Source organism: Ewingella sp. AOP9-I1-14, from assembly GCF_052375995.1.
Classification (GTDB): Bacteria; Pseudomonadota; Gammaproteobacteria; order Enterobacterales; family Enterobacteriaceae; genus Ewingella; species Ewingella allii.
The window spans coordinates 114,451-134,574 of sequence record NZ_JBQSVA010000002.1 but is presented as its reverse complement, the minus strand read 5'-3'; the positions used below and the strand labels follow the sequence as shown (position 1 = coordinate 134,574).

The following is a 20,124-nucleotide window of genomic DNA, read 5'->3' as shown; positions in this document are numbered from 1 at the left end:
ATAAATAGGTCACGTTTTGGTCGTCAACGATCATATTAATCATGTCTAGATGACCTATTTATTAAATTTTATTCTGACAGAAAAATTGAGTATTTAATAAAAGTGAGACAGCACCGCTGCTCTATTTTCACTACACAATATTGTGCATCAATACTGAACTTGCACTAATAGCATTCAAAAGGGCTCAGGGTGAAAATTCTTATAACAGGCGCGACAGGATTCGTCGGAAGCAGTCTTTTAAAAACATTAGAAGCAAGAAACCATCATGTTGTCGGTACTACCCGCCGGGGGCCGGAGGGGGAATCTTCAAACCTGATCAATGTTGGTGAGATTTCGGAAAAAACGGATTGGTCTGCAGTACTGCAAGGTTGTGATACGGTTGTTCATACCGCCGGACGTGCACATATTCTTGATGATCGTGCCGAAGATAAGCTCGCTGAATTCCGTAGAGTAAACTGTGCTGCAACCTTGAAGCTTGCGCATGATGCACAGAAAGCCGGGGTTAAACATTTCATCTTTATTAGTTCGATTGGTGTAAATGGCAATAAAACTGAAGGTAAACCCTTTAATGAACTATCAACACCTCAGCCGACTTCAGACTATGCTATCTCAAAATTAGAAGCAGAGCAGGCTCTTCAGTCACAGTTTGCTAATAGTACAATGTCTATTACGATCATTCGACCAGCATTAATTTGTGGCGAAAATGCTCCCGGAAATATCCGTCGACTTCTAAAAATTGTTGAAAGCGGCTTACCTCTTCCTTTCAAAGGCTTTAAAAATAAGCGCGGCATGGTATCACTGGACAATGTGGTTAGCTTTATTATCGCTTGTATTGAAAATGAATTAGCTAAGAATGAACTCTTTGTTCTTGCTGATAAAGATGCCCCAAGTACTGAGGAAATAGTTAAAAGCTTTTCTCTAGGTATGAATAAGCCTTCTCGTGTTATCTGGTTTCCTTCAAGTATATTAGGTGTATTACTCGCCTTAGTTGGCAAGAAAAGTCTTTATGAACAACTTTATGGTTCTCTTGAAATTGATGCCAGTAAAAGCACTCGTTTACTAAATTGGCAAGCTCCAGTAACGATTTTTGAAACAATGGAAAGAACAGCTAAATATTATAGCAAGGGAAACAAATAATGTTTGAAATAATCATTGCCATTGCGACCTTTATTTTGTCGTTTGCACTTACTTGGGGATTGCGAGTTTATGCATTAAAGAATAACGTGATTGATGTTCCTAATCAGCGCAGTTCGCATTCCACTCCAACACCACGCGGTGGTGGTGTAGCAATTGTTATTAGTTTCCTTATAGGTTTATTAGTATTAAAAGTTATTGATGCTATTTCCTTAACTCAGCTAGCATCACTTTTCATCGCTGGGCTGATTATTGCGATCGTCGGTTTTCTCGACGACCATGGTCATATAGCTGCCCGCTGGCGTTTGTTAATGCATTTCCTTGCAGGTGCGTTTGGGCTGTTTTTCCTGGGACAATTCCCCTCTATCGATCTGTTTGGTTATACGCTTAATGCTGGTTGGGCTGGAATGGTCTTTGGATTAGTCTATCTGGCTTGGATGCTAAACCTCTATAATTTCATGGATGGCATTAATGGATTAGCAAGCATGGAGGCGATAACATTTTCCTTATCATCATGTGCTCTGCTTATTTTAGCTGTGCCTGAAGCATTAAAAACAAGCCAATTTACCATGCTATTGCTGTTAGGCTTTGCAGCATTAGGGTTCATTTTCTGGAACTTCCCTAAAGCAAAAATTTTTATGGGGGATGCAGGTAGTGGCTTTTTGGGAATAACTATCGGTCTCATTGTTCTCCATGTTGCCACGTTAAACAGTAATTTGTTTCTAGCAGAGATTACATTATTAGGAATATTTATTGTTGATGCTACTGTGACTCTTTTACGCCGTTTATTCGCTGGGAAAAAAGTTTATGAAGCCCATGCTAGTCATACTTACCAAATTCTAGCCAGAAAATATGGAAGCCATAAAACAGTTACTTTAGCTGCATTGATTATCAACCTCCTATGGCTCGCACCTATTGCAATGTTTATTGCCACTGGCTCAATGACTGGTGTGATTGGCATTTTGATCGCATGGTTGCCGTTGATAGTTGTTGCATACTTATGTGGGGCAGGAGTTAAGGACCGGGTAAATGTGTAATGATAGTTAATTCACTCCTTATCCTTGGTGCTGGTGGGCACGGTCGTTCAATTTATGAAATGGCTATTTCTCTAGATTTGTTTACTCATGTGGCTTTTCTAGATGATGGCGCTCATTCTGCGGAGCAAGCGCTAGAAAAACATATTATTGGCCGAATAGATAAACTTTGTGAATTTGCGCCGAAGTATACTCATGCTGTCGTAGGGATCGGCAACAATAGTGTTCGTGAAACATTGCAAAGTAAGGCAATGGATGCTGGATTGATTATTTCAACCCTTATACACCCCAGAGCTATGGTGAGCCCGTCAGCGCAAATAGAAATGGGTACAGTTATTCTGGCCGGCGCTATTATTGGAGCGAATGTAAAAATCGGAAAGGGCGTCATTGTTAATTGTCAGACAGTTGTTGATCACGATGGCGTACTCGAAGATTTTTCCCATCTAGGCGTGGGGGTCAGTTTGGCAGGAAATAGTCTTATTGGTAGAAGTGCTTTTGTACAGGCTGGTTCAAGTGGTGGATATAATTGCCATATTGAACCCTATGCCAAATGTGCTCCTGGAACAGTTTTAGAAACTAGAGCTTGATGCTCTGATAATCTACTCGGTTTAAAACTATGCTTACGTTCTTACTTTCCTTACCAAGGCCGGTGAAAAGGATTATTACACTGGCTATTGATGTAGTGCTGTTGTTGTGCGCCTTCTGGTTTGCATTTTGGGTGCGTATTGATTCAATGACGCCAGTATCAAGTTTGCCGCATTGGATTTTAATCCTTTCTATTGTTTTTGTTACGCTAATATTCTTTATCAAACTTGGGCTATATCGTGCGGTCATTCGATATATTACAGCTAAGATATTGGTCGCTGTAGCGATTGGCATGATAGCCTCATCTATGCTGCTAATTATATCTGCGTTCTATACAACTTTATTCTTACCGCGTACTGTACCTATTATTTATTTCGCCTTTGGCTTATTAATGATCACGGGTTCGCGTTTAGCACTACGAATGCTAATTAACCGCGGTCTAAAGTTGGGGACTAAAATCATCATCTATGGAGCAGGGGCGTCAGGGCGACAGCTATTGCCTGCTTTGAGTCAGGCATCTGAATATTATCCCGTTGCATTTGTAGACGACAATCCACGCTTGCAAGGCACGGTTATGCACGGTGTGACTGTTTACTCCCCTAAAAAATTGGCTTGGTTAGTCGAGAAATATGAAGTGCAAAAAATCCTTCTCGCAATGCCAAGCGCTAGCCGCGCACGGAAAAATGAAGTTATCAAGCAATTGGAAGGCTTACCTTGTGAGGTATTGTCCATACCAGGCATGGTTGATCTGGTAGAAGGTAAGGCCAGTATAGATACGCTGCGCAAGGTTTCAATCACTGACTTACTTGGACGAGATCCAGTTGATCCCGTCCCTGAACTCATCGCACGTAACATCCGAAATAAATCGGTTATGGTTACAGGTGCGGGTGGCTCTATCGGTTCGGAGTTATGTCGTCAGATTCTACGCAATTCACCTCAAGCTTTAGTACTTTATGAAGTATCTGAATATTCTCTTTATGCAGTTGAACGCGAGCTCGCTGAGATTATTAAATCTCAGAATCTAACAACTACGCTTTATCCTATCCTTGGTAATGTTCAAGACCAAGAGCATTTAGAACGAGTATTGCGTAGCTTCAAAACTGAAACTATTTATCATGCTGCAGCGTATAAGCACGTGCCATTGGTGGAATATAACGTTACTGATGGTGTGCGCAATAACGTATTTGGTACGCTTGCTTGTGCCCAGGCTGCTATAGCCTGTAACGTCCCTAAATTTGTCCTGATATCAACGGACAAAGCAGTACGACCGACTAATACCATGGGGGCAACTAAACGCTTAGCAGAATTAGTTCTCCAAGGGCTGTCATCTTCGCAGGGTACGACATGCTTTAGCATGGTTCGTTTTGGAAATGTGTTAGGGTCATCTGGTTCTGTAGTGCCGCTTTTTGAAAAGCAAATAAGTGCTGGCGGTCCCATCACTCTAACTCATCCAGATATAATTCGTTATTTCATGACTATTCCTGAGGCAGCACAGTTAGTTATCCAGGCTGGGGCAATGGGTAATGGCGGCGACGTTTTTGTTTTAGATATGGGGGAACCGGTAAAAATTATCGATCTCGCACATAGAATGGTTACGCTGAGCGGCCTCAAACTCCGTGATGCTGAACACCCTACAGGCGACATTGAAATTAAGACGACGGGTTTGCGGCCTGGTGAGAAGCTTTTTGAAGAGTTACTCATTGGGGAAAATGTGATGAATACCCTCCACCCGCGCATCTTGACTGCGAATGAAGTGATGATGCCTTGGGCTGAATTGACTGATTTCCTACAGCAATTGAATGAGGCATGTAGCCGTTTTGATCAGCAACGCATTCGCGAGCTATTACTTTCGGCTCCAACAGGGTTTACCCCCACCGATGAAATTTGTGATGTCATGTGGATTAATTCAAATTCTTGATTATTAAAAGAGATGCTCGTTTGAAGGTGATTTTATGAAACTAATATTCGCATTGAATTAACAGTTTACACTATTACTTACCAAACTATCTGGCATTGATATTATTCAGTGAGTTCACTTAATAGTAAATGATAACTATATTTAAGAGAGATTATTAAGGTGAAAATTCTCGTTACTGGTGGTGCGGGGTTTATTGGCTCTGCAGTTATCCGCCACATTATCGAAAATACGAATGACAGCGTTATTAATGTAGATAAGTTGACCTATGCTGGTAATCTTGAATCCCTGGCTGAAGTATCATTGAATGAACGTTACTCGTTCTTCCAGGCAGATATTTGTGATAAAGAAGCTATTGATAATATCTTCAATCAGCATCGACCAGATGCTGTAATGCACTTGGCTGCAGAAAGTCATGTCGACCGTTCAATTACAGGCCCTGCAGAATTTATAGAAACTAACATTGTTGGCACCTATACTCTGCTGGAGGTTGCCCGCGGATATTGGTCTCGGTTAGATGATTTACATAAAAAAGCATTTCGCTTTCATCATATTTCAACAGATGAAGTCTATGGTGATTTGCCACATCCAGATGAATGGAAAGAGCAGGGTGAGTTGCCACTCTTTACGGAAAGTACAGCGTATGCACCTAGTAGCCCGTATTCTGCATCCAAAGCATCAAGTGATCATCTTGTTCGGGCGTGGCAACGCACCTATGGACTACCGTGCATAGTGACGAACTGTTCCAATAACTATGGACCCTATCATTTCCCAGAAAAGTTGATTCCTTTGGTAATTCTTAATGCGCTTGAAGGAAAACAACTGCCAATCTACGGAAAGGGAGATCAAATTAGGGATTGGCTCTATGTTGAAGATCACGCTCGAGCACTATATACCGTCGTAACTCAGGGAAAAATTGGAGAGACTTATAATATTGGTGGCCATAATGAGAAAAAGAATCTTGATGTTGTGTTAACTATATGCGACTTACTTGATGAGATAGTTCCTAAGTCACAATCTTATCGAAATCAAATTACCTTTGTAGAAGATCGTCCTGGCCACGATAGGCGCTATGCTATAGATTCAAGTAAGATTAATGGAGAATTAAACTGGAAGCCGGTAGAAACTTTTGAATCCGGTATAAGAAAAACAATTAACTGGTATCTTGCTAATCAAAAATGGTGCAAAAGAGTACAAGATGGCAGCTATCAGCGTGAACGTTTAGGACTGGAATAATATGAAAGGTATCATTCTTGCTGGTGGATCAGGAACTCGCTTATATCCGGTTACCATGGGTGTTTCGAAACAGTTACTTCCTATCTATGATAAGCCTATGATTTATTATCCTCTTTCAGTATTAATGCTGGCGGGTATTCGTGAAATACTTATTATAACGACTCCTGAAGATCAAGCTTCATTTGAACGTCTTTTGGGAGATGGAAGTAATTTTGGTATTCGATTGGAATATGCAGTACAGCCAACTCCAGACGGTCTGGCGCAAGCTTTTATTATTGGCGAGGATTTCATTGGATCGGATTCTGTTTGTTTAGTCTTAGGGGATAATATTTTCTTTGGCCAAGGTTTTAGCAGCAAACTCAAGTCTGTTGCAGAGCGTAAAGATGTAGCAACTATTTTTGGCTACCATGTTATTGATCCTGAACGTTTTGGTGTGGTAGATTTTGACGCAGAATATAATGCATTATCTATCGAAGAGAAACCTAAAAACCCAAAATCGAATTGGGCAGTAACAGGTCTTTATTTTTATGATAATAGCGTGATTGAAATTGCAAAAAATATTAAACCTTCTGAACGCGGTGAGCTCGAAATAACAGCAGTTAATGAAGAATATCTAAAAAAATCAAAACTCCAGGTGGAATTACTTGGGCGCGGATTCGCGTGGCTTGACACTGGAACTCATGATAGTTTAATTGAGGCTGGTAGTTTTGTTGAAACGGTGCAAAAACGTCAGGGTATGATGGTTGCGTGCCCAGAAGAAATCGCTTGGCGTAATGGCTGGCTGACTGATGAAGAGTTGATTGTTAGAGGGGAGAAATTCAATAAAAATAGCTACGGTCAATATCTCCTAAAATTAATTTACTCGGTATAATTATATGAAATTCGAAACGATTAAACTTCCTACATTTGGTGATGAACGTGGCTCACTAGTTGTGCTTGAAGGCGGTAAGAATATACCTTTTGAAATAAAAAGAGTGTACTACATGTTCGATACTCAAAAGGATATTCGAAGAGGATTTCATGCACATAAGGAATTAAGACAAATTGCTATACCAGTAAAAGGTTCTTGCCGATTTCTTATGGATGATGGGCATGAAAAAAAAGATATTTTACTAGATAATCCGAATACGGGTTTAATCATTGAACCTTTAATTTGGCATGAGATGTATGATTATAGTAATGATTGTGTGCTAATGGTTTTGGCCAGTGATCATTATGATGAAAGTGACTACATTAGAAATTATCAGGATTTTGAAAAAGAGGTACAGAATGGATGAGCATTTTATTAGAAGTAAAACTATTAGTCTAAGACTAGTAACTGTTAATGATGCGGCGTTTATTCATTCACTACGTGTCGATGATAAGCTCAATAAGCATATATCGAAAGTAACAGGGACAGTTGAAGAACAGCGTAATTGGATCGAAAAGTACAAAGTAAGAGAAAAAGCAAAACAAGAATTTTATTTTCTAATAATTAAAAACAAATCTTCTAAGCCCATAGGCACTGTTAGAATTTATGGAATAAAAGGCGATAGTGAATTTTGCTGGGGAAGCTGGATTTTAAATGATAACAAAACAGTAACTTCTGCTTTAGAAAGCGCATATCTTGTATATAAATTTGCATTTGAAATTATGGGGTATAATTCAGCATATTTTCAGGTGGATAATGCTAATTTACCTGTTATTTCATTTCATAAAAAAACTGGTGCTACGCTTATTGACCACGATGAGACAAATCATAATTTTTCATACGAAAAAAAGGCTTATGCTGATTTTAAAGAAAAATATACAAATATTTTAGAGGGAAAATAAGATGATCAACTTCCTTGACCTTAAGAAAATAAATTCTCAGTATCGTGATGACATTATAGCGGCCATGACTCGCGTGCTAGATTCTGGCTGGTATATAATGGGCAAAGAGCTTTCTAACTTTGAAAAACAGTTTTCAAGCTATTGCGGTGTTAAACATTGTATCGGTGTGGCTAATGGATTAGATGCACTCGTTTTAGTATTAAGAGCATGGAAGGAAATGGGATTAGTAAATGATGGTGACGAAGTGCTCGTTCCTTCAAATACTTATATTGCTTCTATATTAGCGATATCCGAAAATAATCTGAAGCCGATCTTAGTCGAGCCAGATGTTAATACATATAATTTATCAATCGAAAATATTAAAAGCAAAATCACTAAAAAAACCAAAGTAATACTTCCCGTGCATCTTTATGGTCAGTCATGCCGAATGGATTTAATTTCTAAACTAGCCAAAGAAAATGGCTTGTTAGTATTAGAAGATTGCGCACAAGCTCAAGGAGCTGAATTTGACGGCTCGAAAGTTGGTTCTTGGGGAGATGCTGCAGGTTTCAGTTTTTATCCAGGTAAAAATTTGGGTGCATTAGGAGACGCAGGAGCAATTACTACAAATAATGATGAGTTAGCAAACGTTTTAAAAGCGCTTAGGAATTATGGCTCACATATTAAATATGAAAATAAGTATCGTGGTACAAATAGTAGATTAGATGAGCTTCAGGCCGCCATTTTGAGCATTAAGTTAAATAATTTAGATAATGAGAATGATAATCGTAGAAGCGTTGCTGAAAAGTATTTATCGAAAATAGATCATCCGGATGTAATACTTCCATCACAGCCTCGTAATTCATTGGAGCATGTTTGGCATTTGTTTGTGATAAAAACGTCATATAGAGATGAACTCCAAAAATACTTATTAGAAAATGGTATCCAAACATTAATTCACTATCCAATTGCCCCACATAAACAAATTGCATATAAAGATCTAGAAGAATTAAGTCTGCCAGTCTCAGAGATGTTACATCAAGAGGTTTTATCCTTACCAATGGGGCCTTATATGAGTGACGATGAGGCAGATACAGTCATCAGAATCATCAATGGATGGCAACGTTGAATTTTGCAAAAATCACGATACTGAGTGGAGTTGTCACTTTCTTTAGACTTCTCGCTGGGCTGCTTATATCAAAAGTAGTGGCGATTTATACTGGCCCTTCGGGAATGGCTTCCCTGGGCCAACTACAAAATATGGTAACATTCATTAATGGATTTGTTTCATCGCAAGTATCTCAAGGTCTCAATAGATATTCTTCCGAGTACAAAGATGATTACGAAAGTGCTAAATATTATTGGCAAGCGGCGATAAAGTTGTCGCTTTTAGCATGCTGTTTCATCATTAGTGTCGGTGTCATTTTATCTGCTGATATTTCACAATACTTATTTCATCAGAAGCAATATTACTGGCTTGTCGTCGTAGCATTATGCGTTTTACCATTAAATATAATAAATAATATTTTCCTTGGCGTTCTAAACGGTTTAGGCGAGCACAATAGGTTTTTTTTAGCAAATCTGCTTGCAATCATATCTGGTTTGATATCAATGACTGCCCTCGTGTACTTTTTTGGCATCACTGGCGCATTAATATCAGCAGCATTGAACAATGCAGTTGCTGGCCTATGTTTGATTGGGATTATATTTAAACGACCTTGGTTTAAAATTAGATATTGGATCGGTGTAGCATCTAGCCAACATACTTCAGAAATGAGGAAGTATTTTTACATGGGTGTAATAGGTGCCTTGACTGGCCCTATTTCATTAATTGCTGTTAGAACTATTATTTCAAACGATCTTACCCAAGATTATGCTGGCTATTGGCAGGCTGTTTCTAAAATATCCGAAGCGTATCTGGCAGTATTAACAACTGCACTTACCGTATATTATTTCCCGAAAACTGCTGCTGCAAAAACAGTTGATGACTATTTGTCGACTCTAAAAAGTGGAGCAACCGTTGTTATACCTTTAGCTTTTTTATTTGCTTGTGCTATATTTTTATGCAAAGATATTATTATAAAAATACTATTCACTGCTGAGTTCTATAGAGCAAGGGATTTATTTTTATTTCAAAACATTGGGGATTTTTTTAGAATTTCGAGTTGGTTATTTGCTACAATTTTGCTAGCAAAAGGATACTTCAAAATTAATGCCACTTTAGAAATATTTTTCTCTTTATTATTCCCCTTGGCTACTAAATTCTTTATAACTTATTACGGATTGCAAGGTGTAAGTATTGCTTATTTCTTAACTTACTTTGTGTATTTTAATGTTACTATCTTAATTTATATAAAGCATTTAAAAAGAGTCCAAAATGCAACTTTCGAGTGACAATCCAAAATGGCAGTGCTCATTAATAATTCCTGCTTATAATGAAAGCAAGAATATTCTTAAGTGTCTGAATTTTATCGTTGATAGTATTAGCCTCAATGTAGAGGTTTTGATTATTAATGATGGGTCAACTGATGATACTGAACTTTTAATTTTGGATTTTATAAAAGCCAATAAAGCAGAAAATATCCATTATTTTAAGCAAGAAAATAAGGGTGCGGCGAGCGCTCGTTTATTTGGAATTGAAAAGGCATCTACTGAATACATCGCATTCCTTGACTGCGATGATAGTTTAAATAAATCCTCCATTCATAATGCCATGTCAAAATTTTTTGAAAATGATGAAATAGATTTTGTTCTATTTGATTATTATTCAGTATCAGAAAGTAATGTTCACCAACCATTTTCTTATTCAGTAAATACATGGCCTATTACTGGCCTTGAAGCGTTTTCAAATACAATAGAATATTGGGGTATTCATGCTTTTGGCATTTATCGCAGGTCTACCATCTTAGCAGGGTATGAACTCTATGCTGAAATAAAAAGGCATGATCATGGTATTAATAATGTGAATGATGACGAGTTAATAGCTCGATGTGCCATGTTAAGTTGTAGACTTGTAACTCTCAGTTCTGGACAATATTTTTACAGCTCCAATGATAATTCGACAACGCGTAGATTGAATAAGAATTTATTTAAAATGGCGTATACCACAATGTCATTGCGAGACTTAATAGCTAGTAGGGATACTCTATTTTTTTTAAAGCCTGCATTGAATCTTTATATTCTGCGTGTTTCGACAAATCTTTCAATAAAGCATTACAAATGGAGGAAGGAGTTATCTAACAATGAATATTGGGTAAGTGCGATAAGCATGCTAATAAATGCCGTGAATGTAAAAGATCTTTTTTCTTACTTGACTAGAAAACCCTTATTATTAACCTGGTCGATGTTTAAATATTTATATATTTGGATTGTTTATGCTTGGCGATGATCTTGTTAAATATGAGCCCTTAGTATCAATTGTTATTGTTACATATAATTCTGAAGAATACGTTATTGAAACTCTTAACAGTTGTATCAACCAAAGTTATAAAAATTTTGAAATAATTATCAGTGATGATGGCTCTACTGATAAAACCTTAGATTTATGTGAAACCTGGCGCTGTGAACAAGCCCATGAGTACGCTATTAAAATAATAACAAGTAATTTAAGAAAAGGTATTCCGGCCAATTGCAATCGTGGTGCGAATATTTCAAAAGGGGAGTGGATAAAATTTCTTGGAGCAGATGATTTACTAGAGCCAGATGCTATAGAGAACCTTTTAAAGGCGGGAAGCAAAGGTTTTGATTTAGTCTATTCAAAATTTAAAACATTTGGCTCCGCTATTACACAATCTGAAATTTATCCTTATCATTTCACATGGCGTCTTATTAAATGCCGAGAGTTCAAATGGACAAAATTCAATGAGTGGCTATTCCTCTTAGGATTTTCAAATGTGGCTCCAGGAGCATTTATTAAAAGTAGTACTTTTAATGCATTACATAAATACAATGAGGATTATTATCTACTTGAAGACCTACCTCTTTGGCATAAAGCTTTTAATTCAAAATATAAGATCACCACTTGTAATATGATTACTGTAAATTATCGAGTTCATCTAAAACAGGTTACTAGTAATGGATTAAACCCCTTACTAAAGAAAGATTTATTGCATTTTAATGACACCGTGAGAAAGGGTAGCATTATACCTTATTATCATAATTTATTTCAAATTAAAGTACTATCAAGCAAACTTTGGTATAAGCTTAGGTTTTTCGATATTTTTCAAGTGGTTATATATATAATTAATAGATTAGGGAAATAAATGTTTAGTATTATATTGTGTATCCCTTGCTTTCTTTTAATCCCCATATGGGGGCGGTTAAATAGAAGGAATAGAGATTTTTCTTTATTTTTATTAAATGTTTTTTTAAGCCTTATGATTACTTCGTTTTATTTAAATGGCGAAGATTGGGCTAATTATTATATAAATTTATTTACAAGTGAAGGTGCGACATGGTTTGAGCCAGGTTTTTACCTTTTACTATTAACACTTAAGGCCATTACGTTTGGTAATTTCGGTTTAACTATCCTACTGTATTTTTCATTATGCTTTTTAATTTTAACTAAGGCGCTGAAAAATATAGATGATGTTAATATTCCCGTCTTTTATGTGTTTCTTTTCTTATGCTTTGGCAATACTCTTGTGTTAGAGCAATTACGGCAATTTATGGCTGCAATAATTGCGATATATGCATTGATATCATTACAGAATGGTAATGCCAAAAATGCTTTTCTGTTTATTATTTTAGCAGTGTGCTTTCATATTTCAGCGCTGATTCTTATAGTATCTTATTTCATTGCGTTGAGGCGAAGCTCCACGTTGTTTATTTCTACTTCAGTAGCTTTGATGTTAGGAATATCTCTGCTTTTTACTGCGACAGAACTGTTCACACCTTTGTTGCAGTTTTTCCCATCAGTTTTACTTAAATTGACCCAATATCAAGAGATTACAGCAATAGGCTTTCATTTAGGGCCATCTTTTATAATTTCTATGATGTTCCTCATATTTCTTTTGTTGAATGGCAATTTGATTTCAGTTAATACAAATAACCCTGATTGGTTCATATTTCGTCAGATGTTTTTTGGCGTTTTAATATTTCTTCTTGGTTTGTATATTCCATTCGCTAGTAGATTTAGTGTTTATTTCATATTATATGTTTTCATATTTTCTAGTAAGAAAAAAAGTTTTTATTCATTCTCACGAGTAATGCGAAAAAACACCGCTATCTATTCTCTTGTTTTAGTAATGTTTATATTATCTAATTTATTCTCTTACTATAGGAATGAACTGTCCCCGATTTCTTTTTTACAGGTTAATACCAATTTATTTGAATTTTTGATAAACGATATAAATTATGATGAAAGGATAAACGAGATTTACTTAAGGAATTATGAAAAACTAGAAGAGTACAAAGACTCCCAAGGAATTTAATAATGCGTGTTGCAATGATTCTTCCCAGCTTAAATAGAAGCGGCCCTGGGATACAAGTCATGAATTTAGTGGAAGCACTACTGGCTCAGCAAGTTAATGTGGAAATATTTGTTATTAAAGATTGTTCTGGTGAAAAGTTGAATTTTGAAGGATTAAAACCCCAGAAAATAAATCCTTTTAGTTTTATTAAAACTCTAAAAAAATTCGACATTGTTCATTCGCATGGTTTCTTTCCTGATTTATTTTCTTCGTTGCTCACTATTCCGTTGAGAAAAACACATAGTGTGTCGACAATGCATAATTTCATCAGTGAAGACTTTGGAAATAGATACGGTGGATTAAAAGGGAAAGTTTATTCACACTTATGGTCGGCGGTGATAAAACTAATTCCTAATATTATAGTTTTTACTGATATCGCTAAAAGTTATTATGTTAAAAAAACTTCTGGAAGAATAATTGTCATTCCGAGTAGTATTCCTGTAGTCAAAGTCGTGGAAAGAAGTAAAAATGCTTCTCTCCTTCCGAAAGATATATATCAGAAAATCATTAATTTTAAGTCTCAAGGCTATAAAGTAATTGGTGCAAATTCAATAATTACTAAAGTAAAAGGTTTAGACCTTATAGTCCAATCTCTTATCTATCTAGATAATTCCGTTGCTGTTTTTGTCGGAGGTGGAGATGAAGAAAAAAAACTAAAAGATTTAAGCCGAAAGCTCAATGTTTATGATAGGTGTCTATTCGTTGGTTTCCAAAGTGATCCGATCCCATTTCTCCCTTATTATGACGTTTATGCTGCACCTAGTATTAGTGAGTCCTTTGGCTTAAGTTTGTTCGAAGCTATTGCTTGTAGGGTGCCCGTCGTCTGCAACTCACTTCCGGTATTTAAAGAGTTGTTGACAGATGACTCTGTTTATTTTATGGATAATACCATTGATTCATTTGTTAAATCCGTAAATAATGCATTTAATGTTGATAATGAATTTCTCCAAAACGCCTATGATTTAGTTCATAATAATTACGATTCACGCGTTATAGCTGATGAATATAAAAAGTTATATAGTGAGATAATTGGAAATGTTAAAATTTAGTGTGTTGATGTCCCTATATAATAAAGAAGATCCGGCTTATCTTCGTGCCTCTTTGGAAAGCTTAGATAATCAAACCCTCTTGCCAACAGAAGTGGTTATTGTTTTTGATGGGCCAATTAATTCTGAGCTTGAGAGTGTTATTGATGAATTTAAGCCTTGCCTGAATGTTATAATTTTTAAATTGCCTGAAAATGTTGGTTTGGGAAATGCTTTAAACTGCGGCTTAAAGCACTGCAAATATGATTTGGTTGCTAGAATGGATACCGATGACATTTGTTTACCAAACCGCTTTGAACAGCAGATCTTAGAATTTGAAAATGAACCTAACCTTGTTCTGCTCGGTTCATCCATTCTTGAGTTTTCCGGTTCTGTGAATAACATCATTGGTGAAAGAGTTGTACCAATTACATCAGAAGATATCGGAGAGTTTTCAAAACGGAAGAATCCATTCAATCATATGACAGTCGTTTTCCGTAAAAACGTTATAACTAATGTTGGTGGTTATATACACCACCCTTTAATGGAAGATTACAATCTTTGGCTGAGGGTTATTTCCGCAGGTTATCTTACCAGAAATATCGCCCAACCTCTTGTTCTAGCTCGCGTTGGGAGAGGGATGTTGAAAAGAAGATCTGGTGCGAAATATATTAAAAGTGAATATCAATTAGCATTGTTGAAACATAAACTAAAATTACAAAATATTATTTCAGCTACAATGATTTTTTTGATGCGATCATTACCACGTATGCTACCGCTAGCGGTACTATCTGCCATCTATAAGTTAAATCGTAAGATCAAAAATTCTTGAACATCACTTCAAAATTTATTTAGGATGATTTAATTTAAATTTTCAATATTTCATTATCTTTTTCATGACAATTTTTAAGGTAGTTTGTAACCAATGGTTTCACTTCTTCAGAAGATTGTTATGGATGCGATAGGTTCCTCCTCTCGAAAACTCATGTACAATGCTGGTGTTCATTTGTATAGCCCAGCTTGTATAAACTCACTAATTACATGGGTTTAGACCACAAACTGAGCAATCAACTATTTCAGACAGGAGTTGCTAATGTCCAAACAACAGATCGGCGTTGTCGGTATGGCGGTAATGGGCCGTAACCTCGCGCTTAACATTGAAAGCCGTGGTTATTCCGTTTCAATTTTTAACCGTTCAGGCGACAAAACTGATGAAGTGATCGCTGAAAACCCGGGTAAAAATTTAGTTCCGCATTACAGCGTCGAAGAGTTTGTTGACTCGTTGGAAAAACCGCGTCGTATCCTGCTGATGGTGAAAGCGGGCGAAGCAACAGACAAAACCATTGCTTCATTGACTCCGCACCTTGATAAGGGCGACATCCTGATCGATGGCGGCAACACCTATTACAAAGACACGATTCGCCGTAACCGTGAACTGTCTGAGCAAGGTTTCAACTTCATCGGTACCGGCGTTTCCGGCGGTGAAGAGGGCGCATTGAAAGGTCCTTCCATCATGCCTGGTGGTCAAAAAGAAGCTTACGCGCTTGTTGCCCCAATCCTCGAGCAAATCGCTGCTCGTGCTGAAGATGGCGACGCTTGTGTTGTTTACATCGGTGCTGATGGTGCGGGTCACTATGTGAAGATGGTTCACAATGGCATCGAATATGGCGACATGCAGCTGATCGCTGAAGCTTATTCTCTGTTGAAACAGTCACTAGGCCTAACTAACGAAGAGCTGGCTAGCACCTTCGTTGAGTGGAACAAAGGCGAGCTCAGCAGCTACCTGATCGATATCACCAAAGACATCTTCACCAAGAAAGACGAAGAAGGTAAATATCTGGTGGATGTGATTCTGGACGAAGCAGCTAACAAAGGTACTGGTAAGTGGACCAGCCAGAGCTCTCTGGATCTGGGTGAACCACTGACTCTTATCACTGAATCTGTATTCGCTCGTTATTTGTCTTCCCTGAAAGATCAGCGCGTTGCGGCATCCAAAGTACTGACTGGCCCAACCGTTAAACCTTTCGCTGGCGAGAAAGCAGAGTTTATCGAGAAAATCCGTCGTGCTCTGTACCTGGGTAAAATCGTTTCTTACGCTCAAGGCTTCTCACAGCTGAAAGCGGCTTCTGACGAAAATAACTGGGATCTGAACTACGGCGAAATCGCTAAGATCTTCCGCGCTGGTTGTATCATCCGTGCTCAGTTCTTGCAGAAAATCACTGATGCTTACGCAGAAAACGCGTCAATTGCTAACCTGCTGTTGGCTCCGTACTTCAAAAACATTGCTGACGAATACCAGCAAGCGCTGCGTGATGTAGTCTCTTATGCTGTTCAGAACGGCATCCCGACTCCGACATTCTCTGCTGCGATCAACTACTATGACAGCTACCGTTCTGCGGTTCTGCCAGCTAACTTGATTCAGGCACAGCGTGACTACTTCGGTGCACATACTTACAAACGCACTGATAAAGACGGCGTGTTCCACACCGAGTGGTTGGATTAAGTTAAATTCACTCGTTGCTGATTAATAATCATACGACCCTTTAAGTGGGTCGTTTTTTTATTTGCTTTACTGACTCAGCAGGAATGCTAAAAGTTATTTCTGGGTATTATTAATTTCAGAATCTGTTGAGTTTCGGTGCAATCCGAACAAAATACCTATTTTTCAGTTAGGTATTCCTGAAATTACAAGCTTATAATTACTTCACGCATAGAATTGCTTAAATATTTTGCTTAGGGTGACCATGAATCAAGATAACAACGATGGGATGAGAAGACGCATCAACGATGCTGATGACTCTATTGATATAATTGATCTTTTTATGCAGCTTTGGCGTGGGAAGTTGACAATTATTATTTGTGCAATTTTAACAGTAGCCATTGCTACAACTTACTTAATCGTTGCTAAAGAAAAATGGACTTCTGAAGCTATTGTGACTTACCCGGACTCCGGGCAAGTTGCAAACTATACGAATGCTATGGGAATTCTGTATAGCCAAAATCCTGCAATTTCTGAAGTTCAGCAGCGCTTTTTTGGACGGTTTAACTCAGCTATTTCTGCATTATCCGAACAACTTAATAACCAAGCTTCGCCTGAAAAGTTAATCATAACTCCTGCTGCTAAAGACCAGCCGCTGCCCATTAAGATAAGCTATACGGCCTCAAGTGCAGGTGACGCGCAAAAGACACTCACTACTTATATCCAACAAATCAATAAGCGCGTAGTCAACGAGCTTGATGATGATTTACAGTCGAGCATCAATTCGAAAATTGGTGACTTGAAAGAAGACTTAGCAACCAAAGAAAAGGTTGCTCAGGAGAAGAAAGATAAACGTCTTGAGATCCTAAATCAGGCACTGATTGTTGCTGAGCAGTCCAATACTAAAAATACGATTGTGCAACAAGCTGAAAATTTATCTGAAGATACCCTGTTTGCTTTAGGTAGTGATGCGCTTTCATCTATTATAAAGAATGAAGCTACGCGTCCGTTGCCACTGGATGGGTCCTACTACGACGCCCGCCAGTCACTTTTGGCTATTAGCGCATTAAAGTCTAAGCCAGACTCCACGTATTCTTTCCGCTATGTGATGAAGCCGAACCTGCCTATTCGCCGTGATAGTCCGAAAAAAGGTGTGATATTAGTGCTGGGTGCATTAGTCGGTGTTATTCTTGGTGCAGGTGTTGTCTTAGGGCGTAATATCTTTAGAAATTACTCTCGCCAATCGTAATTGTTAAGCTGATAAAAAAGGCCGGTTTATTTAATAAACCGGCCTTTTTTTTATTTAAAAATCACTTAATTACTTCTTATGCCTTTGACGCAAATTCTCAATCACCGTGCTCAGGTTCAAATCTTGATCCTGTAATAGCACTAACAAGTGGTACACCAAATCAGACGCTTCGTTAGTGAGTTCGAAACGGTCATTGACCGTGGCGGCGAGGGCGGTTTCGACGCCTTCTTCACCGACTTTTTGCGCGATGCGCTTAGTGCCGCTGGCGTAGAGTTTGGCGGTATACGAACTCTCTGGGTCGGCGTTTTTGCGCGAAGCCAACAGTTCTTCCAGTTGGAAGAGGAATCCCCAGTCGGTTGCGGCAGGATGGAAGCAGCTATTGTTACCTTTGTGACAAGTCGGGCCGATAGGGTTGACCAGCGCCAGTAGGGTGTCGTTGTCACAGTCGGGATAGATGCTGGCCAGATTGAGGAAGTTGCCCGAACTTTCGCCTTTGGTCCACAAACGCTGTTTGGTTCGAGAATAGAAAGTGACTTTGCCCGAAGCCTGAGTCACTGTCAGCGCCTCCTGATTCATGTAGCCCATCATCAATACTTCACCGGATACCACGTGTTGAACAACAACAGGCATCAGATTATCGACTTTTTCCCAGTCCAGCTGGGCAATCTGCTCTTCACTTAAACGCGCGTTATTCAAAGTTTCATTACTCACAAGCGGATCTCCACGCCATTTTCGGCCAGATAGCTCTTCAGCTCGCCGATATTAATTATTTGTTTGTGGAACACGGATGCCGCCAGTGCGCCATCAACGTTGGCTTGTAAAAATGCATCGAGGAAGTGCTGCGGCGTGCCCGCACCGCCTGACGCGATCAGAGGAACGCGGCAAACGTCGCGAATCAACTGCAACTGCTGCAAATCATAGCCATTGCGCACGCCATCCTGATTCATCATGTTCAGCACAATTTCGCCCGCACCGCGTTCCTGCACTTCTTTTACCCAATCCTGCGTCTGCCAAGTGGTAACCTTGGTACGTGCTTCATCGCCGGTAAACTGGTGAACCTGATAGCTACCGGTCTCGGCGTCGTGCCAAGTGTCGATGCCGACCACGATGCACTGCACGCCAAAGCGATCCGCCAGTCGGGTGATCAGCGTTGGGTCGGCCAGTGCAGGGGAGTTGATGGAAATCTTATCCGCGCCAAACTGTAAAATCTGCGCCGCGTCTTCTGCACTTTTAATCCCGCCCGCCACGCAGAAAGGAATGTCGATCACTTCCGCCACGCGAGATACCCAGCTTTTATCCACCACGCGCCCGTCGGAAGAGGCGGTAATATCATAAAACACTAATTCGTCGGCACCTTCTTCCGCATAGCGTTTTGCCAGCGGCACGATGTCGCCGATGATTTCGTGATTGCGGAACTGCACGCCTTTGACTACCTGACCGTTTTTAACATCCAGGCAGGGGATTATCCGTTTTGCCAGCATGAAATTGCCTCCGTCACGCTAAATTTGCCGTCGAGCAGTGCGCGCCCGACAATCACGCCTGTTACGCCGCTATCGCGCAGTTGGGCGATATCATCCAAATTACCAATGCCGCCTGATGCCTGAAATGCCACTTGCGGATAACGCGCCGTGACTTCGCGATACAGCTCCACGTTCGAGCCGGCGAGGGTGCCGTCGCGGGAGATATCCGTGCACAGCACGTGCTTGAGGCCGAAAGGCAGATACTGCTCGACCACTTGTTCCAGTGTGGCGTTGGAGTTCTCCTGCCAGCCGCTGATGGCCACGTTTTTCGTGCCGTGCTCATCAATACGCACGTCAAGCGCCAAAACCAGCACATCAGCGCCAAAACGGCTAAACCAGCCTTGAACTGTCTCAGGGTCTTTTACCGCCGTTGAACCGACAACCACGCGGGTTGCGCCCGCAGACAACAGCGCTTCGACATCCTGCTCGGTGCGAATACCGCCGCCGACTTGTACGGGCACGCTAACGCCAGCCAGCAGTTTTTTTAGCAGTGGGATTTGGCGGGCCGCCGGGTCTTTCGCGCCGGTCAAATCCACTAAGTGCAGCACTTCGGCACCCTGTTGCTGATAATCTTGCAGTCGTGGCAGCGGGTCGCTGCCGTAATCACGTTGCTGACCATAATCGCCCTGATGCAAACGCACCACGCTGCCATCAATTAAATCTAAAGCGGGAATAATCATGGTGC

Annotated in this window: 20 protein-coding genes; 17 read left to right on the top strand and 3 right to left on the bottom strand. The window is 39.4% G+C overall.

Annotated elements, in window-relative coordinates:
* Positions 1–189: 189 nt before the first annotated feature.
* From ACT3RT_RS05830 to wzzB, 17 genes are all read left to right on the top strand, one after another.
* On the top strand, positions 190–1,137 hold the full coding sequence (locus ACT3RT_RS05830) for an NAD-dependent epimerase/dehydratase family protein (protein WP_485900263.1): 948 nt from the start codon (positions 190–192) through the stop codon (positions 1,135–1,137).
* Positions 1,137–2,171 (top strand): MraY family glycosyltransferase, encoded by a 1,035-nt coding sequence (locus ACT3RT_RS05825; protein WP_353501817.1) that lies wholly within the window; start codon positions 1,137–1,139, stop codon positions 2,169–2,171. Before ACT3RT_RS05830 ends, ACT3RT_RS05825 begins: the two co-directional genes overlap by 1 nt.
* The gene (locus tag ACT3RT_RS05820; protein WP_441830326.1) at positions 2,171–2,755 is read left to right on the top strand and encodes an acetyltransferase; all 585 of its coding nucleotides are present in this window, start codon (positions 2,171–2,173) and stop codon (positions 2,753–2,755) included. Before ACT3RT_RS05825 ends, ACT3RT_RS05820 begins: the two co-directional genes overlap by 1 nt.
* A gap of 29 nt (positions 2,756–2,784) precedes the next feature.
* A complete protein-coding gene (locus tag ACT3RT_RS05815) occupies positions 2,785–4,671 on the top strand; it encodes a polysaccharide biosynthesis protein (RefSeq protein ID WP_496202644.1) in 1,887 nt (628 codons plus the stop codon).
* A 159-nt stretch (positions 4,672–4,830) separates the two neighbouring features.
* Entirely contained in the window at positions 4,831–5,904 is a 1,074-nt protein-coding gene (rfbB, locus tag ACT3RT_RS05810) for a dTDP-glucose 4,6-dehydratase (RefSeq protein WP_485900268.1), read from the top strand.
* A gap of 1 nt (position 5,905) precedes the next feature.
* The gene (gene rfbA / locus ACT3RT_RS05805; protein WP_485900270.1) at positions 5,906–6,775 is read left to right on the top strand and encodes a glucose-1-phosphate thymidylyltransferase RfbA; all 870 of its coding nucleotides are present in this window, start codon (positions 5,906–5,908) and stop codon (positions 6,773–6,775) included.
* A 4-nt stretch (positions 6,776–6,779) separates the two neighbouring features.
* Positions 6,780–7,181 (top strand): sugar 3,4-ketoisomerase, encoded by a 402-nt coding sequence (locus ACT3RT_RS05800; protein ID WP_485900272.1) that lies wholly within the window; start codon positions 6,780–6,782, stop codon positions 7,179–7,181.
* A complete protein-coding gene (locus tag ACT3RT_RS05795; RefSeq protein ID WP_485900274.1) occupies positions 7,174–7,716 on the top strand; it encodes a GNAT family N-acetyltransferase in 543 nt (180 codons plus the stop codon). The genes ACT3RT_RS05800 and ACT3RT_RS05795 overlap by 8 nt, the downstream gene beginning before the upstream one ends.
* Before the next feature lies 1 nt (position 7,717).
* Positions 7,718–8,824 (top strand): DegT/DnrJ/EryC1/StrS family aminotransferase, encoded by a 1,107-nt coding sequence (locus tag ACT3RT_RS05790; protein ID WP_485900276.1) that lies wholly within the window; start codon positions 7,718–7,720, stop codon positions 8,822–8,824.
* Positions 8,812–10,089, top strand: coding sequence for an O-antigen translocase (locus ACT3RT_RS05785; RefSeq protein ID WP_485900278.1), 1,278 nt, complete (start codon positions 8,812–8,814; stop codon positions 10,087–10,089). Before ACT3RT_RS05790 ends, ACT3RT_RS05785 begins: the two co-directional genes overlap by 13 nt.
* The gene (locus ACT3RT_RS05780; RefSeq protein ID WP_485900279.1) at positions 10,073–11,083 is read left to right on the top strand and encodes a glycosyltransferase family 2 protein; all 1,011 of its coding nucleotides are present in this window, start codon (positions 10,073–10,075) and stop codon (positions 11,081–11,083) included. Before ACT3RT_RS05785 ends, ACT3RT_RS05780 begins: the two co-directional genes overlap by 17 nt.
* Complete coding sequence (locus tag ACT3RT_RS05775; protein WP_485900280.1) at positions 11,070–11,957, top strand: glycosyltransferase family 2 protein; 888 nt, start codon at positions 11,070–11,072, stop codon at positions 11,955–11,957. Before ACT3RT_RS05780 ends, ACT3RT_RS05775 begins: the two co-directional genes overlap by 14 nt.
* Positions 11,958–13,127 (top strand): EpsG family protein, encoded by a 1,170-nt coding sequence (locus ACT3RT_RS05770; RefSeq protein ID WP_485900281.1) that lies wholly within the window; start codon positions 11,958–11,960, stop codon positions 13,125–13,127.
* 2 nt (positions 13,128–13,129) lie between these two features.
* The gene (locus ACT3RT_RS05765; protein WP_496202643.1) at positions 13,130–14,215 is read left to right on the top strand and encodes a glycosyltransferase family 4 protein; all 1,086 of its coding nucleotides are present in this window, start codon (positions 13,130–13,132) and stop codon (positions 14,213–14,215) included.
* The gene (locus ACT3RT_RS05760; RefSeq protein WP_485900283.1) at positions 14,202–15,023 is read left to right on the top strand and encodes a glycosyltransferase; all 822 of its coding nucleotides are present in this window, start codon (positions 14,202–14,204) and stop codon (positions 15,021–15,023) included. Before ACT3RT_RS05765 ends, ACT3RT_RS05760 begins: the two co-directional genes overlap by 14 nt.
* A gap of 261 nt (positions 15,024–15,284) precedes the next feature.
* The gene (gene gndA, locus ACT3RT_RS05755; protein WP_485900284.1) at positions 15,285–16,694 is read left to right on the top strand and encodes an NADP-dependent phosphogluconate dehydrogenase; all 1,410 of its coding nucleotides are present in this window, start codon (positions 15,285–15,287) and stop codon (positions 16,692–16,694) included.
* A 241-nt stretch (positions 16,695–16,935) separates the two neighbouring features.
* Positions 16,936–17,919 carry an LPS O-antigen chain length determinant protein WzzB gene (gene wzzB / locus ACT3RT_RS05750; protein WP_485900285.1) on the top strand — a complete coding sequence of 328 codons (984 nt, stop codon included), beginning with the start codon at positions 16,936–16,938 and terminating at the stop codon, positions 17,917–17,919.
* A gap of 69 nt (positions 17,920–17,988) precedes the next feature.
* Here wzzB and hisIE read toward each other — a convergent pair whose 3' ends face one another.
* From hisIE to hisA, 3 genes are read right to left on the bottom strand one after another with little or no spacing between them, the layout of a single operon-like run.
* The gene (gene hisIE / locus ACT3RT_RS05745; RefSeq protein WP_496202912.1) at positions 17,989–18,615 is read right to left on the bottom strand and encodes a bifunctional phosphoribosyl-AMP cyclohydrolase/phosphoribosyl-ATP diphosphatase HisIE; all 627 of its coding nucleotides are present in this window, start codon (positions 18,613–18,615) and stop codon (positions 17,989–17,991) included.
* Positions 18,616–18,626: 11 nt separating this feature from the next.
* On the bottom strand, positions 18,627–19,400 hold the full coding sequence (hisF, locus tag ACT3RT_RS05740; protein ID WP_485900286.1) for an imidazole glycerol phosphate synthase subunit HisF: 774 nt from the start codon (positions 19,398–19,400) through the stop codon (positions 18,627–18,629).
* Entirely contained in the window at positions 19,382–20,119 is a 738-nt protein-coding gene (hisA, locus tag ACT3RT_RS05735; RefSeq protein ID WP_496202642.1) for a 1-(5-phosphoribosyl)-5-[(5-phosphoribosylamino)methylideneamino]imidazole-4-carboxamide isomerase, read from the bottom strand. Before hisA ends, hisF begins: the two co-directional genes overlap by 19 nt.
* Positions 20,120–20,124 lie beyond the last annotated feature (5 nt).